This window comes from Paracoccus sp. pheM1 (assembly GCF_018499825.1).
Lineage (GTDB): Bacteria > Pseudomonadota > Alphaproteobacteria > Rhodobacterales > Rhodobacteraceae > Paracoccus > Paracoccus versutus.
Genome location: NZ_JAGXCX010000002.1, coordinates 1,199,013 through 1,219,058, shown reverse-complemented (window position 1 = coordinate 1,219,058; position 20,046 = coordinate 1,199,013). Strand labels below are relative to the sequence as shown.

General features: G+C 69.5%; 19 protein-coding genes. 14 read left to right on the top strand and 5 right to left on the bottom strand.

What is annotated here, in order from left to right; all coding sequences use genetic code 11:
* Window positions 1-59: 59 nt before the first annotated feature.
* The 6 genes from KF941_RS20110 to KF941_RS20085 all read left to right on the top strand — a co-directional run bounded on the left by KF941_RS20110 (window position 60) and on the right by KF941_RS20085 (window position 6,853).
* Window positions 60-1,559, top strand: coding sequence for a replicative DNA helicase (locus KF941_RS20110; protein WP_036760087.1), 1,500 nt, complete (start codon window positions 60-62; stop codon window positions 1,557-1,559).
* A complete protein-coding gene (locus KF941_RS20105) occupies window positions 1,556-1,918 on the top strand; it encodes a DMT family protein (RefSeq protein WP_036760088.1) in 363 nt (120 codons plus the stop codon). Before KF941_RS20110 ends, KF941_RS20105 begins: the two co-directional genes overlap by 4 nt.
* A 63-nt stretch (window positions 1,919-1,981) precedes the next feature.
* On the top strand, window positions 1,982-3,190 hold the full coding sequence (locus tag KF941_RS20100; protein WP_214274337.1) for a multidrug effflux MFS transporter: 1,209 nt from the start codon (window positions 1,982-1,984) through the stop codon (window positions 3,188-3,190).
* A gap of 57 nt (window positions 3,191-3,247) precedes the next feature.
* Entirely contained in the window at window positions 3,248-4,642 is a 1,395-nt protein-coding gene (locus KF941_RS20095; protein WP_036760093.1) for a helix-turn-helix transcriptional regulator, read from the top strand.
* A 431-nt stretch (window positions 4,643-5,073) separates the two neighbouring features.
* Window positions 5,074-6,363 (top strand): M23 family metallopeptidase, encoded by a 1,290-nt coding sequence (locus tag KF941_RS20090; RefSeq protein ID WP_072462482.1) that lies wholly within the window; start codon window positions 5,074-5,076, stop codon window positions 6,361-6,363.
* Window positions 6,353-6,853, top strand: coding sequence for a polymer-forming cytoskeletal protein (locus KF941_RS20085; RefSeq protein ID WP_072462481.1), 501 nt, complete (start codon window positions 6,353-6,355; stop codon window positions 6,851-6,853). Before KF941_RS20090 ends, KF941_RS20085 begins: the two co-directional genes overlap by 11 nt.
* Window positions 6,854-6,916: 63 nt before the next feature.
* On the opposite strand, the gene KF941_RS20080 is transcribed toward KF941_RS20085, so the two are convergent.
* From KF941_RS20080 to KF941_RS20065, 4 genes are all read right to left on the bottom strand, one after another.
* Entirely contained in the window at window positions 6,917-7,774 is an 858-nt protein-coding gene (locus KF941_RS20080) for a DUF2189 domain-containing protein (protein ID WP_083539131.1), read from the bottom strand.
* 54 nt (window positions 7,775-7,828) lie between these two features.
* Window positions 7,829-8,323, bottom strand: a complete 495-nt coding sequence (gene coaD / locus KF941_RS20075) for a pantetheine-phosphate adenylyltransferase (RefSeq protein ID WP_036761068.1) — start codon at window positions 8,321-8,323, stop codon at window positions 7,829-7,831.
* A 105-nt stretch (window positions 8,324-8,428) separates the two neighbouring features.
* A complete protein-coding gene (locus KF941_RS20070) occupies window positions 8,429-8,866 on the bottom strand; it encodes a CBS domain-containing protein (RefSeq protein ID WP_036761065.1) in 438 nt (145 codons plus the stop codon).
* Window positions 8,867-8,958: 92 nt separating this feature from the next.
* Window positions 8,959-9,852: a LysR family transcriptional regulator gene (locus KF941_RS20065; protein ID WP_214274336.1), complete on the bottom strand. Its 894-nt coding sequence runs from the start codon at window positions 9,850-9,852 to the stop codon at window positions 8,959-8,961.
* 109 nt (window positions 9,853-9,961) lie between these two features.
* On the opposite strand from KF941_RS20065, the gene KF941_RS20060 reads away from it, so the two are divergent.
* From KF941_RS20060 to KF941_RS20040, 5 genes are all read left to right on the top strand, one after another.
* On the top strand, window positions 9,962-11,461 hold the full coding sequence (locus tag KF941_RS20060) for a CoA-acylating methylmalonate-semialdehyde dehydrogenase (protein WP_036761059.1): 1,500 nt from the start codon (window positions 9,962-9,964) through the stop codon (window positions 11,459-11,461).
* Between the two features lie 203 nt (window positions 11,462-11,664).
* Window positions 11,665-12,810 carry an acyl-CoA dehydrogenase family protein gene (locus KF941_RS20055; RefSeq protein ID WP_214274335.1) on the top strand — a complete coding sequence of 382 codons (1,146 nt, stop codon included), beginning with the start codon at window positions 11,665-11,667 and terminating at the stop codon, window positions 12,808-12,810.
* 68 nt (window positions 12,811-12,878) lie between these two features.
* Window positions 12,879-13,892 carry an enoyl-CoA hydratase/isomerase family protein gene (locus KF941_RS20050; RefSeq protein ID WP_214274625.1) on the top strand — a complete coding sequence of 338 codons (1,014 nt, stop codon included), beginning with the start codon at window positions 12,879-12,881 and terminating at the stop codon, window positions 13,890-13,892.
* Window positions 13,889-14,764, top strand: a complete 876-nt coding sequence (mmsB, locus tag KF941_RS20045; RefSeq protein WP_214274334.1) for a 3-hydroxyisobutyrate dehydrogenase — start codon at window positions 13,889-13,891, stop codon at window positions 14,762-14,764. Before KF941_RS20050 ends, mmsB begins: the two co-directional genes overlap by 4 nt.
* 82 nt (window positions 14,765-14,846) lie before the next feature.
* Window positions 14,847-15,164, top strand: a complete 318-nt coding sequence (locus tag KF941_RS20040) for a hypothetical protein (RefSeq protein WP_036761050.1) — start codon at window positions 14,847-14,849, stop codon at window positions 15,162-15,164.
* Window positions 15,165-15,333: 169 nt separating this feature from the next.
* Here KF941_RS20040 and KF941_RS20035 read toward each other — a convergent pair whose 3' ends face one another.
* Complete coding sequence (locus KF941_RS20035) at window positions 15,334-15,786, bottom strand: DUF1801 domain-containing protein (RefSeq protein ID WP_072462476.1); 453 nt, start codon at window positions 15,784-15,786, stop codon at window positions 15,334-15,336.
* A 405-nt stretch (window positions 15,787-16,191) separates the two neighbouring features.
* Here KF941_RS20035 and KF941_RS20030 point away from each other — a divergent pair, with 405 nt between their 5' ends.
* The 3 genes from KF941_RS20030 to KF941_RS20020 all read left to right on the top strand — a co-directional run bounded on the left by KF941_RS20030 (window position 16,192) and on the right by KF941_RS20020 (window position 19,652).
* A complete protein-coding gene (locus tag KF941_RS20030; protein ID WP_214274333.1) occupies window positions 16,192-17,397 on the top strand; it encodes an efflux RND transporter periplasmic adaptor subunit in 1,206 nt (401 codons plus the stop codon).
* A gap of 1 nt (window position 17,398) precedes the next feature.
* Window positions 17,399-19,339, top strand: a complete 1,941-nt coding sequence (locus KF941_RS20025; protein ID WP_036761380.1) for a MacB family efflux pump subunit — start codon at window positions 17,399-17,401, stop codon at window positions 19,337-19,339.
* 136 nt (window positions 19,340-19,475) lie between these two features.
* Window positions 19,476-19,652, top strand: a complete 177-nt coding sequence (locus tag KF941_RS20020; protein ID WP_166435372.1) for a hypothetical protein — start codon at window positions 19,476-19,478, stop codon at window positions 19,650-19,652.
* The last annotated feature ends 394 nt before the right edge of the window (window positions 19,653-20,046 follow it).

Below are 20,046 nucleotides of genomic sequence, written 5' to 3'. Positions count from 1 at the left end.
CGCGGGGCGCATAAGGTGGATAACGGCCCCCAGCCGAGTCGAAGGTCGGAGACCATGGGATGAGCGAGTTGCGCGCCGTCGAAATCAGGAAGCCCGGCGAGATCGCCGAGGCCGCCGCCGCGCAGGCGGTGCCCTTCTCGATCGAGGCCGAGCAGCAATTGCTGGGCGCGCTCCTGACCAATAACGAGGTCTACGACCACGTCTCGCGCATTATCCAGGCCGGGCATTTCTACGACCCGGTCCATCGCCGCATCTACGAGATCTGCGCCGAGCGCATCGCCCGCAACGCCCTGGCGAGCCCGGTCACGATCAAGGCCTTCATGGAGCATGACGCGGGCCTGAAGGAACTGGGCGGCCCGGCCTATCTGGCGCGGCTGGCGGGGGCGGCGATCTCGTCCCATGCCGCGCGCGACTATGCGCAGATGATCCGCGAATTCGCCCTGCGCCGCGAGCTGATCGGGCTGGGGCAGGACATCGCCGCGCGCGCCGCCACCGTCACGGTCAGCGATTCCGCCGAGGAGCAGATCAAGGAGGCCGAGCAGATCCTCTACAAGCTTGGCGAGCAGGGCGTGGCCGAGCGCGGCTTCCAGAGCTTCCTGGCCGCCGTCACCGGGGCGCTGAACGCCGCCAATGCCGCCTTCAGCCGCGGCGGCGGGCTGTCGGGGATCTCGACCGGGCTCGTGGACCTAGACGGCAAGATGGGCGGGCTGAACCGCTCGGACCTGGTCATCCTGGCCGGGCGGCCCTCGATGGGCAAGACCTCGCTGGCCACCAACATCGCCTTCAACGTCGCCAAGGCGCATCGCCTGGGCGAATTGCCCGACGGCAGCCACGGCACGGTGGCGGGGGGCGTCGTCGGCTTCTTCAGCCTCGAGATGTCGGCCGAGCAGCTGGCCGCGCGCATCCTGTCCGAGGCGGCCGAGGTGCCCAGCGAGGCGATCCGCCGCGGCGACATGACCGAGGACGAGTTCCGCCGCTTCGTCAAGGCCGCCCACGACCTGCAGAACTGCCCGCTTTACATCGACGACACGCCCGCCCTGCCGATCAACCAGCTGGCCGCCCGCGCCCGCAAGCTCAAGCGCACCATGGGGCTGGACCTGCTGATCGTGGACTATCTCCAGCTTCTGCGCGCCGCATCGGCCAAGGACAGCCGCGTCAACGAGGTGAGCGAGATCACCCAGGGCCTGAAAGCCGTCGCCAAGGAGCTGGACATCCCCGTCATCGCGCTGTCGCAGCTGTCGCGCCAGGTCGAGAGCCGCGAGGACAAGCGCCCGCAGCTGTCCGACCTGCGCGAATCCGGCAGCATCGAGCAGGACGCCGACATCGTCATGTTCGTCTTCCGCGAGGAATATTACCGCGAGCGCGAAAAGCCCGCCGACCACGACCTCGACAAGATGGCCACGTGGCAGCAGGTCATGGAATCCTGCCACGGCAAGGCCGAGGTCATCATCGGCAAGCAGCGCCACGGCCCGATCGGCACGGTCGAGCTGTCCTTCGAGGGCCGCTTCACCCGCTTCGGCAACCTGGAAAAACATCGCAGCTGGGATCCTGCCGAATGAACCTGCCGGTGCCGTTCGTCACCATCGGCCTGCTGATCCTGTCGAACCTGTTCATGACCGTCGCCTGGTACGGGCACCTGAAGTTCAAGACCGCGCCGCTCATGCTGGTCATCCTGGTCAGCTGGGGCATCGCCTTCTTCGAATATGTGCTGCAGGTGCCCGCGAACCGCAGCGGCTACGGCCATTTCAACGCCGCGCAGCTCAAGACCATCCAGGAGGTCATCAGCCTGTCGGTCTTCGTGCTGTTCTCCTGGGCGTGGCTGGGCGAGAAGCTGACCTGGAACGTGGCGGCCGGCTTTGCCTGCATCTGCCTGGGCGCCTTCCTGATCTTCCACGATTTCGGCGGCTCGGCGCATTGACGCGAAACTGTGCCCTGTAAACAGGCGATTGCCTTTGCCCGCCGGCCGGGCAAAGGTGCGGGCATGAGCAGCGCGACCCCTTCCCTTCCCCGCCGGCCAAGCATCCTGACCCTGGTTTCCATCTCGGCCGCCGGGGCACTTTCGATGAACATCTTCCTGCCCTCGCTGCCGGCCATGGCGCGGGATTTCGGCGTGGAATACGGCTTCATGCAGCTGTCCGTCTCGGCCTTCCTGGGGGTCAGCGCGGTGCTGCAACTGCTTTGCGGCCCGATCAGCGACCGCTATGGCCGCCGGCCGGTGGTGCTGGGCTCCTTCGCGATCTTCCTGCTGGCGACCGTGGGGGCGCTGCTGGCCAGGGATGCGGCCTGGTTCATGCTGTTCCGCCTGATCCAGGCGGTCGCCACCACCGGCTTCGTCATCAGCCGCGCCGTGGTGCGCGACATCGTGCCGGCCGAGCAGGCGGCCAGCATGATCGGCTATGTCACCATGGGCATGTCGCTGGTGCCGATGGTCGCGCCCACGCTGGGGGGCGTGCTGGACGAGACCCTGGGCTGGCGCGCCAGCTTCGTCGCCATGGGGCTGACCGGGCTGGCGGTCATGGCGCTTTGCGCCTTCGACCTGCCCGAGACGGCGCGCGGCGGCGGCGTGCCGCTGCGCCGGCAGGTCGCCACCTATCCGGTGCTTGCCCGCTCGCAGCGCTTCTGGGGCTATGCGCTGGCGGCGACGCTCAGCGCGGGGTCGTTCTATGCCTATCTGGGCGGCGCGCCCTTTGTCGGCCAGGTGGTGCTGCACCTGTCGCCGGCCGAGGTCGGCTATTGGTTCGCCGGCCCCTCGATCGGCTATGCGCTGGGGAACTACCTTTCGGCGCGGTTCTCGACCCGCATCGGCATGAACCGGATGATCCTGTCGGGGGCGCTGATCTGCTCGGTCTTCCTGGTGATGGCGCTGGCGGTGGACCTGATGGGCGGGCTGACGCCGCTGGTCTTCTTCGGCGCGGTCGGGCTGATGGGGCTGGGCAACGGCATGGTGCTGCCCAATGCCAATGCCGGGATGATGAGCGTGCGCCCCGAACTGGCCGGCACCGCCAGCGGGCTGGGCGGCGCCATGGCGGTGGCGGGCGGCGCCGGGCTGGCGGCGCTGGCCGGCGCGCTCTTGCACGACGAATCGGGGGCGGCGCCGCTTCTGGTCATCATGGCAGGGTCGGCCATCGCCTCGATCGGCTTCATCCTCTGGGTCATGATCCGCGAAAGGCAGGTCATCGCCGGCCGCTGATCCCCCTTGCGGCAACGCCTTTGCAAAGCGTATGGCTGCTTTGCAAAGAGGACTCGCATGGCCACACAAAAGATCTATGCCGGCGTCGCCCTGCGCGAGACGCGGGCCCGCGCCGGCCTGACCCAGCGCGCCTTTGCCGACCGGCTGGGCGTGTCGCTGCCCTATCTGTCGCAGATGGAGAACAACCACCGCCCGGTCTCGGCCGGGGTGCTGCTGAAGCTGGCCTCCGAGTTTTCGGTCGATCTGGGCGCCATGGCGGTCGGCGATGCCGAGCGCATGGTGATGGACATGGCCGAGGCGCTGGCCGATCCGCTGTTCGACGCCACGCCGCCCCGCGCCGACCTGCGGCTGGCCGCGACCAACGCCCCGGCGCTGGCGCGCGCCTTCCTGGACCTCTATCGCGCCCATCGCGAGGGGCAGGAGCGGCTGGCGGCGCTGGACGAGGCGCTGGGGGCGGGGGCGCAGAACGCCACCCCCTCGCCCTGGGAAGAGGTGCGCGACTTCTTCCACTATTGCGACAACTATATCGACGCGGTGGACCACGCCGCCGAGCATTTCGCCCGCATCCGCCCCGAGCAGCGCCCGCTGGACCGCGCCATCGCCGCCCTGGCCGAGCGCGGCATCGAGGTGGTGACGGCCGAGCTGGGCAGCGGCCCGGTCTATCTGCGCGACGGCAAGCGCATCACCCTGAACGCCGCCGCCGAGCCCGCCACGCAGGCCTTCCAGCTGCTGCACCTGCTGGCGCTGGAATCGCGCGGCGACCTGCTGGAGGCGACGCTGGAGCTGGCGCGCTTTCGCAGCGGCTCGGCCCGCGACATCGCCCGGCTGGGGCTGGCGAACTATTTCGCCGGCGCGGCGATGATGCCCTATTCCCGCTTCCTGGCCACCGCGCGGGCCGAGCGGCACGACCTCGAGCGGCTGGCGCATCTGTTCCACGCCTCGCTGGAACAGGTGGCGCATCGGCTTTCGACCCTGCAACGCGGCGGCGACCGGGGGGTGCCGTTCTTTTTCGTCCGCGTCGACCAGGCGGGCACGATCACCAAGCGCCATTCCGCCACGCGGATGCAATTCGCCCGCTTCGGCGGCGCCTGTCCGCTGTGGAACGTGCATCAGGCCTTCGAGACGCCCGGCCGCTTCCTGCGCCAGCTGGCCGAGACGCCGGACGGCAAGCGCTACCTGCTGCTGGCGCGGGACGTGTCCAAGCCCGCGGGCGCCTTTGGCGCGCCGGTGCGCCGCTTCGCCATCGGCCTGGGCTGCGAGATCAGCCATGCCCGCGACGTGGTCTATGCCGATGGGCTGGACATCGGCAATCCGCAGCTGTTCGAGCCGATCGGCGTGTCCTGCCGGATCTGCCCGCGGCCGAACTGCCACCAGCGCTCGGTGCCGCCGGTGGACCGCCATATCCGCATCCCGGCGGATCGCCCCGGCCCGCTGCCCTACGAGATCGCCTGAAACCGCCGCAAACGCCGCGACCCGCGGCGCGGTTCCCGGCGCGCAGGCGGAACAGCCGCGGGGAATCACTGAAACGGCCGATCTGAACCCGTTCGTTTGCCCATTTTGCGGGCAGCGTCATCCGGCCGCCTGCTGCGCCGAACCGAACCGGACGGTCAAGACGCGCCATCCGATTCCGCGGGGAAAAATGCCTTCAATCTTTCATAGATTCATGGAAAGGCCCGTTCCCATCAACCCATGGTTGCAGTTTTGGCCCCTTTGCGCCCGGCGGATAACCACCCGCGCCGCCAGCCCCGATCGGCGTCAATCCGCCCAAGCTTCGGGCAGGCCCCCCGCCCCTGTTGCGCTTTGACCACAGGTCGGATTTATCCGTGCGCAGCCATGACCGCCTTTGCCCGGCAGGTCGGCCGAAACAACATGGACCTGGGACATTGCGGATCACCCACAGCCTGAATTCGGTGCTTGAGCGCTGGCTGCCAGAACAGCGCCTTTTCCTGAAGTCGGACAAGACCACCCGCTTCCTGCGGCTGCGTCCGGCCACGCAGCTTCTTGCCCTGGGGGGCATCGCGCTGGTCTTCGGCTGGTCGATCATCGCCAGCTCGATCCTGGTCATCGACGCGATCAGCGCCGGCTCGTCGCGCCACCAGGCCCGGCTGGCGCAAAGCGCCCTGGAAGCGCGGCTGACCGACCTTTCCGCCGAACGCGACCGCCGCGCCGCCGAGGCGGTGGCGGCGCAGAACCGCTTTGCCGTGGCGCTGGACCAGGTCTCGCACATGCAATCGCTGCTGCTGGAGACCGAGGCGCAGCGGCGCGAACTGGAAACCGGGCTGGGCGCGGTGCAGGCCGACCTGCAGGACGCGGTGAAGGCCCGCCAGCAGGCCGAGGCGCTGGCCGGCCCCGAGGGCGAGGCCGCCCCCGTCCGCACCGCCGAACTGCAGGCCGCGCTGGACATCCTGGCGGGCGAGCTGAAACAGGCCGCCGGCCAGCGCATCGAGGCGGTGCAGCAGGCCGAGGACGCCCGCCGCCTGGCCGAGGCCGTCACGCTGGAGCGCGACCAGATCGTCGCCCGCAACGACGAGATCCTGTCGCAGCTGGAAGACGCCGTGTCCGTCTCGGTCAAGCCGCTGGACGACATGTTCCGCAGCGTCGGCATGAACCCGGACGAGATCCTGCGCACCGTGCGCCGCGGCTATGCCGGGCAGGGCGGCCCGCTGAACCCGGTCAGCTATTCCTCCAGCGGCAATGCCGAGATCAGCCAGGGCGAGGCCAAGGCGCAAGAGATCCTGATCACCCTGGACCAGATGAACAGCTACCGCATCGCGGTCGAGAAGATGCCGCTGGCCATGCCGGTGAAATCGGCCTTCCGCTATACCTCGCCCTTCGGCCGCCGCTGGGGCCGCGCGCATGAGGGCATCGACATGGCCGCCCCGGTCGGCACGCCGGTCTATGCCACGGGCGAGGGCACGGTGATCTTTGCCGGCTGGCAGCGCGGCTACGGCAACCTGATCAAGATCCGGCACGAGCTGGGCACCGAGACCCGCTATGGCCACCTGTCCAAGATTCGCGTGAAGGCCGGTCAAAAGGTGTCGCGCGGCAGCCAGATCGGTGATATGGGCAATACCGGCAGATCGACCGGGCCGCATCTTCACTATGAAGTCCGCGTGAACGGCCGTGCCGTGAATCCCATGAGCTTCATCAAGGCAGCCCAAAATGTTTTCTAAGACCCGTGTTACCGAACCCGGCCCCCGTACCCAGCCGACCCCCGAGCCCGAACCGGCGCGCGGCCTTGACACGAGTTACGACATTCCGGCAGCCGCGGCCCCGCGTGCGCGCACCGCGCCTTCGGTGCTGTCCGCGGACCTGACCGTCACCGGCAACATCCAGACCCAGGGCGACGTCCAGGTCGAAGGCACCGTCGAGGGCGACATCCGCGCCCATCAGCTGATCGTCGGCGAAAGCGCCACCATCCGCGGCGAGATCGTCGCCGAGGAGGTCGTGGTGAACGGCCGCGTCGTCGGCCGCGTCCGCGGCCTCAAGGTCCGCCTGACCGCCACCGCGCGGGTCGAGGGCGACATCATCCACAAGACCATCGCCATCGAATCCGGCGCCCATTTCGAGGGCTCGGTCCAGCGCCAGGAAGATCCGCTGGCCAATGGCGTGACCCCCAAGCTGGCGCCGCCCGCCCGCGCGGCCAATGCCGAAGCCGAGTGATCCCGGCATCGGCGCAAGATCGGCGCAAGATAGATGATCGGGCGGCCGCGGGGCCGCCCTTTTTCATGGCTCGGGGTCCGGCATCAGCAGCCGGTACATGTGCCAGCTGGCATGGCCCAGCACCGGCAGCACGACGAAAAGCCCCAGGAACAGCGGCACGATGCCCGCGAACAGCAGCGTGGCGATGACCACGGCCCAGGACAGCATCACCGGCAGGTTCGCCCCCACCGCCTGGAAGCTGGCGATGATGGCCGAGACCAGGTCCACCTCGCGGTCCAGGATCAGCGGCAGCCCGACCACGGTGATCGAGAACAGCACCGCGGCAAAGCCCGCCCCGATCGCCGTGCCCGCCCCCAGCATCACCAGCCCGCGGCCCTGCAGCAGCACCTCGGGCGAGGAGGTGATGTTGGTCAGCGCCGAAACGCCCATGAACAGCGCGAAGGTGGTATGGGCGACAAAGACCCAGAACATGAACATCAGCAGGATGACCATGGCCATCGACGGCACCTGCCGGTCCTTTTGCGCGATGACCACGGCCAGCACCTCGCGCCAGATCAGCGGCCGGTCCGATTCGATGCGCCGGCTGACCTCGTAGAGGCCGACGGCGGCAAAGGGCGCGATCAGCGGAAAGCCGACGATGAAGGGCATCAGCCACCATTCCTGCCCCGCCGCCGTGGCCACCGCGGTCAGCACCAGCCCGCCCGCGACATAGAAGGCCGCGAACAGCAGGCCGAAGGCCGGGGCGCGGCGGAAATCCCGCCAGCCCGCCGCCAGCACCGCCGGGATGGCGTCCAGCCCGATCACCGCCGGCAGCGGGATCTCGTCCGGGCCCGGATCGGGCAAGGGGTCGGGCAGCGGCTGCCGCTCGGGCTCGGGGATGGGGGTGGGAATGGGCTTGGGGTCCGAATCGGTAAATACCATCTGCTCCTCCGTCAATGCGACGAAGGTTAGCAGGCCCGCGGCAAAGAAAAAGCCTTAGCGCGCGAAGCGCTCGACCAGCGCGTCCCGGACGGCGGGGGGAACGAATTTCGACACGTCCCCGCCCAGCCGCGCGATCTCCTTGACCAGTTTCGAGGCGATGGCCTGCCGGCGGGCGTCGGCCATCAGGAAGACCGTCTCGATGCTGTCGTCCATGGCGCGGTTCATGCCGACCATCTGGAATTCGTATTCGAAATCCGCCACCGCCCGCAGGCCGCGCACGATCACCGTGGCGCCGACGTCGCGGGCGCAGTCGATCAGCAGGTTCTCGAACGGGTGGACCACGATCTCGCCGCCGCGCTTGGCGACGATGCGGTCGCATTCCTCGCGCACCATGGCGACGCGGTCCTCCAGCGCGAACAGCGGGCTCTTGTCGCGGTTGATGGCGACGCCGATCACCAGCCGGTCCACCAGCTCCAGCGCGCGCTGGATGATGTCCAGGTGGCCCAGGGTGATGGGATCGAAGGTGCCTGGGTAAAGCCCGATGCGCATGGGGTGCCGTCTCCTCGCCGAATGCCGGCAGTCAAACAGGGTTTCGCCAAGGAATGCAAGACCATGCGCCCGGCCGCATTTCGCAGGGCGGGCAAGCGGGCCGGGTCAGTTGCCCATGATCATCCCGGTCAGCGCCTCTTTTTCCGCCGCGAGTTCCTTGAGCCGGGCCGAAACCGCATCGCCGATCGAGACGATGCCGACCATCTCGCCCCGCTCGTCCACCACCGGCAGGTGGCGGAAGCGGCCCTGGGTCATGCGGTCCAGAATCACCAGCGCATCCTCGCCCGTGGTGCAGGTCGCCAGCTTGCGGGTCATCAGCTCGGTGATCGGCTGCTCCAGGACGGCGGCGCCGCGCTTGCCCAGTTCGCGCACCACGTCGCGTTCCGACAGGATGCCCAGCGGGATCTTGCCGTCCTCGGATACCACGATCGCACCGATGCGCTTTTCCGAAAGCAGCTTCGTGGCCTCGGCCACGCTGGTTTCCGGGCCGACGGTGAAAATCTCGCCGCTGGCCTTCATCGACAGGATCTGGTTGACGAGCATTGCTGTTCCTCCTCCGGGTTGGCGCAAGCGTCCTGGCGCCCAGCGTCACCTCAACCCCGGCTTGCGTCAAGCCCGATGTTGCAGTGCAGCGATCAAGGGATGACAAGCGCCTGGAGCCGCGCCACCTCGGCCCGGATGCCCTGCGCCAGCGCATCCGCCAGCCGGTTCATCCGCTGCGAGCGGCGGTCGTCGGCATGCCGGATCAGCCAGAAGCTGCGCGTCAGCGAAACCTGGTCGGTCAGCACCCGCCGCACGCCGGGGCAGAAGGGAATCGCGAAGTCATGCACGATGCCCAGGCCCGCACCGACCCGGATCGCCTGCATCTGCACCGAGACCGAGTTCGAGGTCAGCGCCGCCCATTCCGCCCCCGTCTCGGTCAGGTAGTCCAGTTCGCGGTCGAAGATCATGTCGGCGATATAGCCGATCATGCGATGGCCGCGCAGATCCTCGCGCGAGCGGATCGGCTGATGGGCGCGCAGGTAGTCCTCATGCGCCGCCAGGTGCAGCTGGTAGTCGGTCAGCCGCTGCACCACCAGCCGCCCGGCCTGCGGCTGCGAGACGGCGATGGCCATGTCCGCCTCGCGCTTGGACAGGTTGAAGACCCGCGGCAGGGCGACGATCTGGATCTCCAGCCGCGGATGCGCCTCGGACAGGCGCGCGCAGACCTGCGGCAGCAGGTAGTTGGCACAGCCGTCCGGCGCGCCGATGCGCAATTGCCCGGCCAGGTCGCCGGGGCCGGTCAGCGCCTCCTCGGCGCCGCTCAGCGCCGCCTCGACCGCCTCGGCATGGGGCAGCAGCCGCTCGCCCTCGGGCGCCAGGCCATAGCCCTGCGGCGTCTTGATGAAAAGCTTGGCCCCCAGCGCGCCTTCCAGCCGCGCCACCCGCCGGCCCACGGTCGAGGCGTCGATGCCCAGCCGCCGCCCGGCCCCCGACAGGCTGTCGGCCCGCGCCACGGCCAGGAAAATGCGCAGGTCGTCCCAGTCCATGCCCGCCGCCTTTGCAGAAATGCAAAACCCTTTTGCCAGACTTCCTCTTTTTCCGGCAATGCTGCAAGTCTATGATCCCCCCGAAACCTGAACCCCTCGGGAGGCACCCATGGAAGAACTGAGCCACTGGATCGACGGCAAAGAGGTCAAGGGCACCTCGGGCCGCTTCAGCGATGTCATGAACCCCGCGACCGGCGAGGTGATCGCCAGGCTGCCGCTGGCCACCCCGGCCGAGCTGGACGCCGCCGTGAAGAGCGCCGAAAAGGCGCAGGTCGCCTGGGCCGCCACCAACCCGCAGCGCCGCGCGCGGGTGATGATGAAATTCGGCCAGCTGATCCAGGACAACATGGATGCCCTGGCCGAGCTGGTCTCGCGCGAGCATGGCAAGACCCTGCCCGACGCGCGCGGCGACGTGCAGCGCGGGCTCGAGGTGATCGAGGTCTGCATGGGCGTGCCCGCGATGCTCAAGGGCGAGTTCACCGACAATGCCGGCCCCGGCATCGACCTTTACTCGATGCGCCAGCCGCTGGGCGTGGTCGCGGCCATCACCCCCTTCAACTTCCCGGCGATGATTCCGCTGTGGAAGATGGGCCCGGCGCTTTCGGCCGGCAACGCGATGATCCTGAAGCCGTCCGAGCGCGTGCCCTCGACCTCGATCATGCTGGCCAAGCTCGCGCAAGAGGCCGGGCTGCCCGACGGCGTGCTGCAGGTCGTCAACGGCGACAAGGAGATCGTGGACGCGATCCTCGACCATCCGACCGTGCAGGCGGTGGGCTTCGTCGGCTCGACCCCGATCGCGCAATACATCTATGGCCGCGCCGCGACCAACGGCAAGCGCGCGCAATGCTTCGGCGGCGCCAAGAACCACATGCTGATCATGCCCGATGCCGACCTGGACAAGGCGGCGGACGCGCTGGTCGGCGCCGGCTTCGGCGCGGCGGGCGAACGCTGCATGGCGATCTCGGTCGCGGTGCCGGTGGGCGACAAGACCGCCGACGCGCTGATCGAGCGGCTGATCCCCAAGATCGAGAAGCTGAAGGTCGCCCCCTATACCGCCGGCGAGGACGTGGATTTCGGCCCGGTCATCACCAAGGCCGCGCAGGAGCGCATCAACCGGCTGATCGATTCCGGCGTGGAACAGGGCGCGAAGCTGGTGGTGGACGGCCGCGGGCTGAAGATCCAGGGCTATGAGAACGGCTTCTTCTGCGGCCCGTCGCTTTTCGACAACGTGACCCGCGACATGGACATCTACAAGGAAGAGATCTTCGGCCCGGTGCTGTCCACCGTGCGCGCGCAAAGCTACGAGGACGCGCTGAACCTGGTCATGGACAACGACTACGGCAACGGCACGGCGATCTATACCGCCGACGGCGACACGGCGCGCGACTTCGCCAGCCGGGTGAACGTGGGCATGGTCGGCATCAACTTCCCGATCCCGGTGCCGCTGAGCTACTACACCTTCGGCGGCTGGAAGAAGTCGGCCTTCGGCGACCTGAACCAGTATGGCCCGGACGCCTTCCGCTTCTACACCAAGACCAAGACCGTGACCGCCCGCTGGTTCTCGGGCATCAAGGACGGCGTGGCGCTGAACTTCAAGGCCATGGACTGACGGCAGGGGCGGGCGGGGGCTCTGCCCCCGCGTGCCCTGCACCCCTCGACGGGGTGCAGGGCACGCTCCCCCGGGATATTTCGACACGAAAGAAGCCGGGGCGGCGACCTCCGCAGTTTCGCGCAAGGCTGCAAAACTGGCGCAACATTTCCCGGCCATGACCGGGCAAGGCAATTCATCACGAAAGACATGAGGGGGAGAGCATGGATTTCGGTCTGAGCGAGGAGCAGGGGGCGATCTTCGATCTGGCTCGGGATTTCGGGGCCGATCATATCGCGCCGCAGGCCCGCGCCTGGGAAGAGGCGGGGACCATCCCGCGCGCCTTGTGGGCGCAGGCGGCCGAACTGGGCCTGGGCGGGGTCTATGTCGGCGAGGAGCATGGCGGCACCGGGCTTTCGCGGCTGGATGCCACGCTGGTCTTCGAGGCGCTGGCCATGGCCTGCCCCTCGGTCGGCTCGTTCCTGTCGATCCACAACATGTGCGGCGGCATGATCGACAAGTTCGGCACCCCCGCGAACAAGGCGCGCTGGCTGCCCGGCCTGTGCAGCATGGAGACGGTGTTCTCCTATTGCCTGACCGAGCCCGGCGCCGGTTCCGACGCCGCCGCCCTGCGCACGCGCGCCGAGCGGGTCGAGGGCGGCTGGAAGCTGAACGGCACCAAGGCCTTCATCTCGGGCGGCAGCTATTCGGATTGCTACCTGGTCATGGCCCGCACCGGCCAGGACGGGCCGCGCGGCATCTCGACCATGGTGGTCGAGGCCGGCACGCCCGGCCTCAGCTTCGGCGCGCTCGAGCACAAGATGGGCTGGAAGGCGCAGCCGACCGCCCAGGTGCAGTTCGACGATTGCGTCATCCCCGAAGAGAACCTGATCGGCGAGGAGGGCCGCGGCTTTGCCTATGCCATGGCCGGCCTGGACGGCGGGCGGCTGAACATCTCGGCCGGCGCGCTGGGGGGCGCGCAGGCGGCGCTGGAGGCGACCCTGCGCTACATGGGCGAGCGGCGCGCCTTCGGCCAGACGCTGGACCAGTTCCAGGCGCTGCAATTCCGCCTGGCCGAGATGGAGACGGCGCTGCAATCGGCGCGCATCTTCCTGCGCCAGGCGGCCTGGAAGCTGGACCGCGGCGCGCCCGACGCGACCAAGTTCTGCGCCATGGCCAAGCTGCATGTCACCGACCGCGCCTTCGAGGTCGCCAACCAATGCCTGCAGCTGCATGGCGGCTATGGCTACCTGGCCGATTACGGCATCGAGAAGATCGTGCGCGACCTGCGCGTGCACCAGATCCTGGAAGGCACCAACGAGATCATGCGGCTGATCGTCGGCCGCGCCCTGCTGGCGGAGCGTGACTGATGGCCGAGATGCCCAAATCCGAGATGCCTGAATCCGAGATGCCCCAATCCGAGATGCCCGAATCCGAGATGCCCGAATCCGAGATGATCGCCCGCAAGGACCGCCGCGCCGGCCGGCTGACCTTCAACCGCCCGCAGGCGCTGAACGCGCTGAGCCACGAGATGGCGCTGGCCATCGACGCCGCCTTGCGCGAATGGCAGCACGACCCCGAGGTGGCGCTGGTCGTCATCGACGCCGCGGGCGAGCGCGCCTTCTGCTCGGGCGGCGACATCGCCGCGGTCTATCGCGCGGGGCTCGAGGGCGACCACCGGGTCGGGCGCGCGTTCTTTCGCGACGAATACCGCATGAACGCGCGGATCGCCGAATATCCCAAGCCCGTGGTCGCGCTGATGCAGGGCTTCGTCATGGGCGGCGGCGTCGGCGTCGGCGGCCATGCCAGCCACCGCATCGTCGGCGACACCACCCAGATCGCCATGCCCGAGACCGGCATCGGCCTGATCCCCGACGTGGGCGGCAGCTGGCTTCTGGGCCATGCGCCGGGCCGCTGCGGCGAATACCTGGGCCTGACCGGGGCGCGGATCGGCGCCGGCGACGCGATCTTCACCGGCTTCGCCGACGCCTATATCCCCGAGGCGGAATGGCCGGCGCTGATCGACCGGCTGGCCGAGACCGGCGACGCGACGGCGATCGCGCCCCACCCCCGCCCCACGGCGCCGCTGGAGGGCCGCGACCTTTCGGCCTTCGGCGGTCCGAGCGTGGCCGAGATCGCGGCCGCGCTGGAGGCGGCGGGCGACGAGGCGGCGCTCAAGCCCCTGCGCCGCAACTCGCCCCTGTCGATGGCGGCGACGCTGGCGCTGGTGCGCGCGGCGCGCGGCGACGCCAGCCTGCGCGACAGCCTGGCGCGCGAGCTGCGCTTTACCGCCCGCGCCACGGCGGAAAGCGACTTCCTGGAAGGCGTGCGGGCGCAGATCATCGACAAGGACCGCAACCCGCGATGGTCGGCCGATGCCGGCCCCGCGCATGTCGCGGCCATGCTGGCGCCGCTGGGCGAGGACGAAATCGAATGGGAGGACCGGACATGAAGATCGGATTCATCGGCCTGGGCAACATGGGCGGCCCGATGGCGGCCAACCTGGCCAGGGCGGGGCACGCGGTCGCAGGCTTCGACCTGGCCGCGCCGATGCCCGAGGGCGTCGCCAAGGCGGCGACGGCGGCCGAGGCGGCCGCGGGCGCCGAGGTGGTGATCACCATGCTGCCGAACGGCGCCATCCTGCGCGCGGTCGCGGCAGAGGCGATCCCGGCCATGGCCGCGGGCGCGGTGTTCTGCGACTGCTCGACGGTGGACGTGGACAGCGCCCGCGCGGCGGCGGCGCAGGCCGCGGCGGCGGGCCTGGGCGCGCTGGACGCGCCGGTCTCGGGCGGGGTCGGCGGCGCCACCGCCGGCACGCTGACCTTCATGGTCGGCGGCTCGGCCGATGCCTTCGCCAAGGTGAAGCCGCTTTTCGACGTCATGGGCCAGAAGGCCGTGCATTGCGGCGAGGCGGGCGCCGGCCAGGCTGCCAAGATCTGCAACAACATGATCCTGGGCGTGACCATGATCGCCACCTGCGAGGCCTTTGCCCTGGCCGACAAGCTGGGGCTGGACCGGCAAAAGATGTTCGACGTGGTCTCGACCTCCTCGGGCTACAGCTGGTCGATGAACGCCTATTGCCCGGCGCCGGGCGTCGGCCCGCAATCGCCCGCCGACAACGGCTACAAGCCGGGCTTCGCCGCGGAACTGATGCTCAAGGACCTGCGCCTGTCCCAGCAGGCCGCCGAGGCCGCCGATGCCGACACCCCCATGGGCCAGCTCGCCGCAGCCCTCTACGCCCGCTTCGTCGAGGACGAGGACGGAAAGGGCCAGGACTTCTCGGCAATGCTCCCGAGATTCGTCGGACGACACCGGGAAGGCTGATTTCTCGGATTCGTGAGGGAGCCGATCGGGGGCTTGCGGCGTTTAACCTTTGATAAAGGATTTTCGTGCCAGGCTGGAAGCCATGTTACGCAATCGCCAGAGCCTGATTCTCGCCGCGGCCCTGATTGGCCTCCTCGCGCCGGCCACCCTTGCGCAAGGGGTGGGCCAGGCGGCCAAGGCCAACGCCCAGGCCACCTTCGGCCAATCCGCCATGCTGCGGGTCGGGGACCGGCTGGACAGCGCGCGCCTGCACCAGGTGACGCGCCCCGGTCTTTACGGGATGAGCGAGGCGCCCTCGGGCAGCCGCTACGGCATCGTGGACGGCAAGCTGATCCGCTACGATCCGGAAAGCGCCCAGGTGCTGTCGATCATTCGCCAGGTGGACCGCATCGTGGACTAGGCCCGCAGCCGCGGGTTGTCGCGGCAGCCGCCCGCCTGCCACGCCATGACCACAGAGGCCGCCGCCGCGACCGCGGGGCTTTCGCCCCCCGCCCCAGCGTCTTTCCCGGCGCCTTTCCCCCAGGCAAAGCCCGCCGCGCGGCGAAGTCCGGCGCGGCGATGCGGCCCCGTCACAGCTTCTCGCCCGGCAACCGGCTGGCCTGCTTGACCCAGCGGGCGAACTGCGCTTCGTCGAACCCGCCTTCGCGGATGTCGAGATAGCGCACCTCGGGATATTTGGACTTGCCCGGCGGCGGCGGCTCCAGCGCGGCGCCGCGAAAGAACGTGACCTTCACGTATTTCGTGAAGCAATGAAAGCTGAGGAACCAGAGGTCGTCCTCCATCCCGTAGAAGGGCGAGTTCCATTTGACCGCCTTGCGCACGCCGGGGACGACGCGCGTGATGATGTCGTCCATCCGCCGGCCGAGGTCGCTTTTCCATTCCGGCATGGCGGCGATATAGGCTTGGACCGGGCCGTCGCCATAACCCTTGGCGATCTGGGGATTGCCGCCCGACAACAGCACCGGGCCCGCCGCGCCCTGCCCCTTCGTTCCCTCGGCGCTCGGGGTCTTTCTGCTGGTCATCTTCGCCTCCGCTTTCGGGTTCCGGCCGGGCCGCCCCCTGTCGCGGCCGCCGCCTTGCCGGCGGGCCGGGCGCGCTCCGGCCGATGCCGGTCCAGCGTTGCAGCAAACCGGCCGCAGGGAAAGCCCCCCGCGACCGGGATCACAAGAGCGGCAACCCCTGCCCGCCTGCCCGGCGCCGGCGCGAGGCAGGCCCGGCCTGCCGGACCGCTTCCTTACTGAAATACAAGGTCATTTCCGCGGCGGCAGGGTACAATCGGCCGCATTTACAACCCGGCCCGGATGGCAAAACCATGGTCGCGTCGCGGCGGGAACCACGCTAAAAGCGTCGCGAAACGGGGGCGAAGCCGCGCCCGTGTGATACCTTGTCGCCCGGCCGGGTCCGGCCGAATGTTACGGAGTGCCCCGATGCGCCAGCCCTTAGCCCTTGCCCTGACCGCCGTGGCGCTGGTCGCCGTTCTGGCCGGGCTTGCCGGGCTTACCGAGGGCAAGTCCGCGACCCCCGGCTACATGAGCGCGCCGGTCGCGCGCGGCGACATCGAGATGGCGGTTCTGGCCGAGGGGCGGCTGAAGCCCTCGAGCCTGGTGGCGGTGGGGGCGCAGGTCTCGGGGCGGATCACCGAACTGGCGGTCCGGCTGGGCCAGCGGGTGGAACAGGGCGACCTGATCGCCCGGATCGACTCGGTCCAGCAGGCGAACGAATTGCGCACCGCCCAGGCGGCGCTGGCCAATCTCAGCGCGCAGATGGCCGAGCGGCAGGCGGTGCTGGCGCTGGCGGAAAAGACGCTGGAGCGGTCGGAAAACCTGATCCGCTCGGCCGCGGCCGCGCGCAGCACCATCGACAGCGCCCAGCAGGACGTCGCGGTGGCCCGCGCCCAGATCACCGCGCTCCAGGCGCAGATCGCCCAGGCCGAGGTCGCGATCGAGATCGCCCGGACCGACCTCGACTATACCCGCATCACCGCGCCCACTGCCGGCACGGTGCTGGCCATCGTCAGCCAGGCCGGGCAGACGGTGAACGCGGTGCAGTCCTCGCCCACCATCGTCGTGCTGGGGCAGCTGGACCGCATGGAGGTGCATGCCGAGATCTCGGAAGCCGACATCGGCAAGGTCCGGCCCGGCCAGCAGGTGCGCTTCACCCTGCTCGACGACAGCGGCCGCAGCTATCGCGGCGTGCTGGCCTCCATCGCGCCGGCGCCGCAAAGCATCGTCAACGACAGCGCCATCCAGGGCGGCGCCAGCACCGACAGCAGCAGCGGCGCCATCTATTACACCGGCATCGTCCCGGTCGAAAACCCCGACGGGCACCTGCGCAGCTACATGACGGCGCAGGTCAGCATCGTCCTGGGCGCGGCGCAGGACGTGCTGACCATCCCGTCGAGCGCGCTTGGCCGGCGCAACCCCGACGGCAGCCACCAGGTCCGGGTGCTGGCCGCGGGCGGCGGCATCCAGACCCGCGACGTGGTGATCGGGCTCAACGACAAGGTGGTGGCCGAGGTGGTCTCGGGCCTCGACGAGGGCGAGCAGGTGGTGACCGGCGAACAGGGCGGCGCCCCGGCGGCCGGCGCGGCCCCCCGCAGCAGCCGGCGCATGATGGGCCCGCTGGGTGGCTGAGATGGGATCCCCGCTGATCCGGCTGCGCGGCATCGCGCGCGAATACCCCTCGGGCGAGGGGGTGCTGCGCGTGCTCAAGGACATCGACCTCGACATCGCCCAGGGCGAATTCGTCGCCGTCATGGGCGCCTCGGGCTCGGGCAAGTCGACGCTGATGAACATCCTGGGCTGCCTCGACCGGCCCAGTTCGGGCAGCTACCTGCTGGACGGGCGCGAGGTGGCGCAGCGCGATCCGGGCGAGCTGGCGGCGCTGCGCCGCGAAACCTTCGGCTTCATCTTCCAGCGCTACCACCTGCTTTCCGAGATGACGGCGCTGGGGAATGTCGAGGTGCCGGCGATCTATCGCGGCCTGCCGCGCGAGGCGCGCCGCGCCCGCGCCCGCGACCTGCTGGACCGGCTGGGCCTGGGCGACCGGCTGGGCCACCGGCCGGGCCAGCTTTCGGGCGGCCAGCAGCAGCGGGTCTCGATCGCCCGCGCGCTGGTCAACGACGCCCGCGTGATCCTGGCGGACGAGCCGACGGGCGCGCTCGACAGCCGCAGCGGCGACGAGGTGCTGGGCATCCTGGAACGGCTGAACGCCGAGGGCCGCACCGTCATCATCGTCACCCACGACCCCAAGGTCGCCGCCCGCGCCCGCCGCGTGGTCGAGATCGCCGACGGCCGCATCATCGCCGACCGCCGCAGCGATGCGCCCGCCGAGCCCGCGCGGCTGGCCGCCTTGCCGCCCGCCCGCGCCGCCGCCCCGGTGCTGGGCCGGCTGGCCGAGGCGCTGCGCATGGCGGTGCTGGCCATGCGCGCCCACAAGCTGCGCAGCTTCCTGACCATGCTGGGCATCATCATCGGCATCGCCTCGGTCGTCTCGGTGGTGGCGCTTGGCGAGGGCTCGCGCCAGCGCGTGCTGCAGAATATCGCCGGGCTGGGCACGAACACGCTGCAGATCTATCCCGGCCGGGATTTCGGCGACATGCGCTCGGGGCGGGTGACGACGCTGGTCACGGCCGACGGCGCGGCGCTGGCGCGCCAGCCCCATGTCGCCTCGGTCAGCCCGACGGTCAGCAGCGCGCAGACCCTGCGCCACGGCGCGACCGAGGCCAGCGCCCAGATCAGCGGCGTGGGCGAGCAGTATTTCGACGTGGCCGGCGTCGCGCTGACCCAGGGCCGCGGCTTCGACGCAAGCGACGTGGCGGAGATGGGCCAGAACGTCGTCATCGACGAGAGCACCCGCCAGAGCCTGTTCGGCGAGGGCGCGGCGCTGGGGCAGGTCTTCATGGCCGGCAAGGTGCCCTTGCGGGTGATCGGCGTGGCCGAGGCGCAGAACCGCGGCCCCGGCGGCTCCACCAGCCTGACGGTCTATGCGCCCTATACCACGGTGCAGGCGCGCTACCTGGGCTCGACCAGCGTCAGCGGGCTGACGCTGCGCGTCGCCGACGAGGTGGACATGGCCCTGGCCGAGCAGATGGTCTCGGACCTGCTGGTCCGGCGCCATGGCGGCAAGGATTTCTTCATCGTCAACAACGACCAGATCCGCCAGACCATCACCTCGACCACGCAGACGCTGACGCTGCTGGTCGCGGCCATCGCGGTGATCTCGCTGCTGGTGGGCGGCATCGGGGTGATGAACATCATGCTGGTTTCCGTGACCGAGCGCATCGGCGAGATCGGGCTGCGCATGGCGGTGGGCGCGCGGCGCGGCGACATCCGCGCGCAATTCCTGATCGAGGCGGTTCTGGTCTGCGTCATCGGCGGCGCGGCGGGCATCCTGGCGGCGCTTGGCTTCGGCCTGGCCTTCGAGCGGCTGAGCAGCAATTTCACCCTGGTCTATTCGCCCCTCTCCATGGTCGCCGCCCTGGCCAGCGCCTGCGGCATCGGCCTGATCTTCGGCTACCTCCCAGCCGTCAACGCCGCAAAGCTCGAACCCGTAACAGCACTCGAAAAAGGGTGAGATTCCCCCGTTTTGCGCCTTTGCCGCGACTGTTGCAGCAGGCACACAGTCGCGGCACCTGTCCCAAAGGCGAACTTCCCAGACTCGGCTTCCGCGCCCAAACTGCTGGTATGGAAGGAGGAAAGGAACAGGGACAATGAAAGGCACAGTCACTCTTACCGGGCGCAAGGGGGCGCTCGTCTCCGGCGAATACGAGGTCACGGGCGACACCATCCGGGTGTCCTATGCGGGCCACGAGCGATGCGTGCGGCTCGACGGCGGCTCGGTGGATCATCTGGCGCAATCGCTCCTGCGCGATCTGTGGCTGGAATGACGCGGCCCGCCCTGCGGCGGCACCGGCTGCGCGCCATCCCAGGCGCCTGAGGAAAAATGCGCCTTCCGCCCGATGGCGGTTTCATGCCGGAACCCGGCCGGAACCGCCCCAGGACGGGGCGCAGCGAAGGCAGGCGATGACGGCGACGATTCCGGCAAGGCGGACCGGCGCGGGGCTGGTTGCGGCGATGCGCAGCCCCCTCGGCCCCGGCCACCGTCCCGCCGCCGCGCCATGTCGGGACGCTTCTGCCCATGGGCCGGCTGGCCGGGCGGCTGATGCCCCGGGTCGCCCCGCGAAATCGGGGGTATCGCCCGGCGCAAAGCGTGATAAGGGATAACCTCGCCAATTCCTTCGTGATACTGGCCGCTCAGCACGGACAATCAGACGACAGAGA

Bases quoted from the DNA above. Each gene is read 5' to 3' on its own strand.
- KF941_RS20110 (WP_036760087.1), top strand. From the start codon at position 60: ATGAGCGAGTTGCGCGCCGTCGAAATCAGGAAGCCCGGCGAGATCGCC.
- KF941_RS20105 (WP_036760088.1), top strand. From the start codon at position 1,556: ATGAACCTGCCGGTGCCGTTCGTCACCATCGGCCTGCTGATCCTGTCG.
- KF941_RS20100 (WP_214274337.1), top strand. From the start codon at position 1,982: ATGAGCAGCGCGACCCCTTCCCTTCCCCGCCGGCCAAGCATCCTGACC.
- KF941_RS20095 (WP_036760093.1), top strand. From the start codon at position 3,248: ATGGCCACACAAAAGATCTATGCCGGCGTCGCCCTGCGCGAGACGCGG.
- KF941_RS20085 (WP_072462481.1), top strand. From the start codon at position 6,353: ATGTTTTCTAAGACCCGTGTTACCGAACCCGGCCCCCGTACCCAGCCG.
- KF941_RS20080 (WP_083539131.1), bottom strand. From the start codon at position 7,774: ATGGTATTTACCGATTCGGACCCCAAGCCCATTCCCACCCCCATCCCC.
- coaD (WP_036761068.1), bottom strand. From the start codon at position 8,323: ATGCGCATCGGGCTTTACCCAGGCACCTTCGATCCCATCACCCTGGGC.
- KF941_RS20070 (WP_036761065.1), bottom strand. From the start codon at position 8,866: ATGCTCGTCAACCAGATCCTGTCGATGAAGGCCAGCGGCGAGATTTTC.
- KF941_RS20065 (WP_214274336.1), bottom strand. From the start codon at position 9,852: ATGGACTGGGACGACCTGCGCATTTTCCTGGCCGTGGCGCGGGCCGAC.
- KF941_RS20060 (WP_036761059.1), top strand. From the start codon at position 9,962: ATGGAAGAACTGAGCCACTGGATCGACGGCAAAGAGGTCAAGGGCACC.
- KF941_RS20055 (WP_214274335.1), top strand. From the start codon at position 11,665: ATGGATTTCGGTCTGAGCGAGGAGCAGGGGGCGATCTTCGATCTGGCT.
- KF941_RS20050 (WP_214274625.1), top strand. From the start codon at position 12,879: ATGCCCGAATCCGAGATGATCGCCCGCAAGGACCGCCGCGCCGGCCGG.
- mmsB (WP_214274334.1), top strand. From the start codon at position 13,889: ATGAAGATCGGATTCATCGGCCTGGGCAACATGGGCGGCCCGATGGCG.
- KF941_RS20040 (WP_036761050.1), top strand. From the start codon at position 14,847: ATGTTACGCAATCGCCAGAGCCTGATTCTCGCCGCGGCCCTGATTGGC.
- KF941_RS20035 (WP_072462476.1), bottom strand. From the start codon at position 15,786: ATGACCAGCAGAAAGACCCCGAGCGCCGAGGGAACGAAGGGGCAGGGC.
- KF941_RS20030 (WP_214274333.1), top strand. From the start codon at position 16,192: ATGCGCCAGCCCTTAGCCCTTGCCCTGACCGCCGTGGCGCTGGTCGCC.
- KF941_RS20025 (WP_036761380.1), top strand. From the start codon at position 17,399: ATGGGATCCCCGCTGATCCGGCTGCGCGGCATCGCGCGCGAATACCCC.
- KF941_RS20020 (WP_166435372.1), top strand. From the start codon at position 19,476: ATGAAAGGCACAGTCACTCTTACCGGGCGCAAGGGGGCGCTCGTCTCC.